The sequence below is a fragment of the Deltaproteobacteria bacterium genome (genome assembly GCA_011773515.1).
GTDB lineage: Bacteria > Desulfobacterota > Deferrimicrobia > J040 > J040 > WVXK01.
The window spans coordinates 14056-16777 of record WVXK01000031.1; the positions used below are offsets into that span (position 1 = coordinate 14056).

The following is a 2722-nucleotide window of genomic DNA, read 5'->3' on the forward strand; positions in this document are numbered from 1 at the left end:
GTCCTTCTGCTCTGGGTCTCATCAATCGGCCTTGCCCTCTCGGGCAACCCCTCTCTCTTCTTTCACCTCTCAAAAAAAGCCCCCGCGGTGATAAGAAAGCTGTGGGATTCGGGGGTTAAATTTTCGAATATGGCGAAAAAGATAAAAAAAGCCGTGCCCCCGCTGATGCTCGCATGTCTGAGCAGGCTCCTGAAATATTACAACATTAATGGATTTCTCTACCCATCCATTCCCGCTCCGGGCAGAAGGAGCGATGCAGTCCTGAGACTGTGCCTCGAGGATGGAGAGCCCCTCACAATTACCGGGATCATGGGGGAATTGAGGGGAAAGGCCCGGTCACACAGGCCGAAAAGCCGATTCAAGAGATTTTTTTTCAAAAGGTTGACGAGGATATTCTTTTCACAGGTAAGATTCCTCTTCGCTCTCAAAGGAGAAATCATACCCCAGGTTACCGAGCGCGATTTCCATGAAAAGCAGGTCGTCTATTTTGTCGGCTACTCGGGGAGCCGGGCCCCCCTCCTCGGTACTATCTTCAATGAAAAATACAGAAACTATGCCGTTTCCTGCGCAAAGCCCTATGGGGGGACTTCATTCAAGGCTGCGTGGAAGAGCAGGCGCGTGAAACCCGAATCAAAAACCGTACAAATGCTCACGAAGAGGATACAGCATGGTCAGTAAGAGCAGACGGGGGGCCGGACTGGTTGAGACGATTCTTATCCTCCCGATCATTTCCCTTTTGATTGCCGGTACGCTCGTGGTCTACAAAATACTCGAATCCAAAAACATGGCTCTGTACGACGCCTACCAGATAAACCTCATATCCGGCAGGTTGAAAAGGGATTTGAAAAACCCTTTGACCGAGGATTTACACGTGGACAACCGGGATGTCACGATCAGGAGGATCGCGGGAAACAGGACGTTTTTCGACAATTTTTCGCATGCCCCCCTCTCGTGGAAAAGCGAAGTCGAGCTGGCATTCACACCGAAAAAAAAATCCCTCTCATCCTGGATAGAGGAGGATCCACAGCGCATCCTGGAGAAAAACCTCATTCTCATCGACAGCTGGGACGATCGCTCACGGTTCGGCAAAAAGCTGAAAATGTCGATCGACATCACGCATGCGATTATTCTCGCGGGTCTGTTTGGGAGGTGATACGTGAAGGTTCTTGTCTTGGTAACAGCGATAACCCTGATCCTGTTCCCCTTTGCCCTCTGCGCGGAGCCGTTGACGCCTGATAAGATCATGAGCGACATGTCCCAGGACGATGAGATGCCCCCGGAAAAAATTATTGCCTCCTTCGATCTGTCCCGGGAAGAAAAAGTCGACGGTTTGATGGAAAGCGGATTCCGGGTTGCGGGTACAGAGGATGTAAAGAGCCTGTTTTCCCTGCTCCCTGAAAAGATACGACCAGAAATTGACGGGGACCTCTATTTCAGGAACGACCCCGGAATCGCGGTCCACTATGTCTTTTTTATTGGAAATCCCGGAGAATGGGTATCTGCTCTGAAAAGCCCTGCTCCTGTTGGAGAGGGCTGGATGGTGTCGGAAAGCAGGGATTTCAGCCGGGAGAAGCCGCTCGTTTTTCTCAATATCACGAAGGGGATCAGCATAACCGTCACGTTCTGGAGAAAATCGCCCCCCACGTGCCAGGTAACGGAGCTCCATTTATGAGCCGGAACAGAAAATTGATTCTGCTTCTCTTTTCCGTTCTCATCTCCCTTTTATCGGCATTCTTGCTGATGCAGAACATTCGAATAAACGATTGGAAGGACCGGGAAAGCAGGAAGGGGGTGAGAATCGTCGTTGCCGGCAAAAACATTCGCCGTGGCGATATTTTGAGCCCGGATACGCTCAAGGTGAAGGAGATCCCCGTCAGCGGCTACTTCCCGAGGATGGTCAAAGAAAAAGAGTACCCGGAAATAGAAGGCGCCCTGTCGAAAAACAGCGTCGGAAGTGGAAATCCCTTCCTCTGGGATGACATTGAAAATCCCGTCGAACTGGACCGTTTCTCCCTGTTGATCGAGAAGGGAAAGCGGGCGCTTACGCTTCCCGCCGACGAAAATACGACCTTCTCCGGCCTGCTGAGGCCGGGAGACCACGTCGATCTGTATCTCACCCGTCCAGGGGATATGGAAACGAAAGCGGAAACGATCCTTCTGCTGGAAAACATCACCGTAACGGCAGTTGACGGAGCGTTCACGGGGGCCGTACCTGACAGCGGTGAAGGAAGCGCCCCGTCGGGGATCACGCTGCTCGTTAGCCGGTCACAGGCGGCAAGCATTCTGAATGCGCTTTCTAACCCCTCATCGAAGCTTTATTTTGTCCTGAGAAACCCTGCCGAAAAAAGCGTGGCAGGAAGACGCAATAAAAAGACGATATCTCAGACCGTAGAGCTGTACAAAAAGGGAAGGCTCGATAAAAAATTCAAGATCACGAAAACAACAGGGGCGGCAGTGAAAAAATGAAGTCTCACGGCAGCAGGGCATGGAAAATCTTCCTGATCAATGCGCTCATTGCTTTATTCAATGTTTCATATTGTATATCAAGTTCTTATGAGCTCATAGTTCACGTTGGACATCAGCGCCTTCTCGCGGTGAAAGAGCTGAAGAGGATAGCCGTCGGCGACCCCGATATTCTCGAAATATCGTCCATCGAAAATGGAAGGGGCATCCTCCTGGCGGGGAAAAAGAGGGGGCGGACCGACCTATTGATCTGGGAGGG

5 protein-coding genes are annotated in these 2722 nt (G+C 51.2%); all 5 read left to right on the forward strand.

Translation table 11 applies throughout. The features are described from left to right. Nucleotides 1-129 precede the first annotated feature (129 nt). Nucleotides 130-678, forward strand: a complete 549-nt coding sequence (locus tag GTN70_03685) for a hypothetical protein (GenBank protein ID NIO16090.1) — start codon at nt 130-132, stop codon at nt 676-678. Beyond that, nucleotides 668-1153 carry a hypothetical protein gene (locus GTN70_03690; protein NIO16091.1) on the forward strand — a complete coding sequence of 162 codons (486 nt, stop codon included), beginning with the start codon at nt 668-670 and terminating at the stop codon, nt 1151-1153. Before GTN70_03685 ends, GTN70_03690 begins: the two co-directional genes overlap by 11 nt. A 3-nt stretch (nt 1154-1156) precedes the next feature. Next, nucleotides 1157-1672, forward strand: coding sequence for a hypothetical protein (locus GTN70_03695; GenBank protein NIO16092.1), 516 nt, complete (start codon nt 1157-1159; stop codon nt 1670-1672). Further along, nucleotides 1669-2466: a Flp pilus assembly protein CpaB gene (gene cpaB, locus GTN70_03700; protein ID NIO16093.1), complete on the forward strand. Its 798-nt coding sequence runs from the start codon at nt 1669-1671 to the stop codon at nt 2464-2466. Before GTN70_03695 ends, cpaB begins: the two co-directional genes overlap by 4 nt. Next, a partial coding sequence (locus tag GTN70_03705) for a hypothetical protein (GenBank protein NIO16094.1) occupies nt 2463-2722 on the forward strand: 260 nt, incomplete at its 3' end. The genes cpaB and GTN70_03705, both read left to right, overlap by 4 nt.

Bases quoted from the DNA above. Each gene is read 5' to 3' on its own strand.
- cpaB (NIO16093.1), top strand. From the start codon at position 1,669: ATGAGCCGGAACAGAAAATTGATTCTGCTTCTCTTTTCCGTTCTCATC.
- GTN70_03690 (NIO16091.1), top strand. From the start codon at position 668: ATGGTCAGTAAGAGCAGACGGGGGGCCGGACTGGTTGAGACGATTCTT.
- GTN70_03685 (NIO16090.1), top strand. From the start codon at position 130: ATGGCGAAAAAGATAAAAAAAGCCGTGCCCCCGCTGATGCTCGCATGT.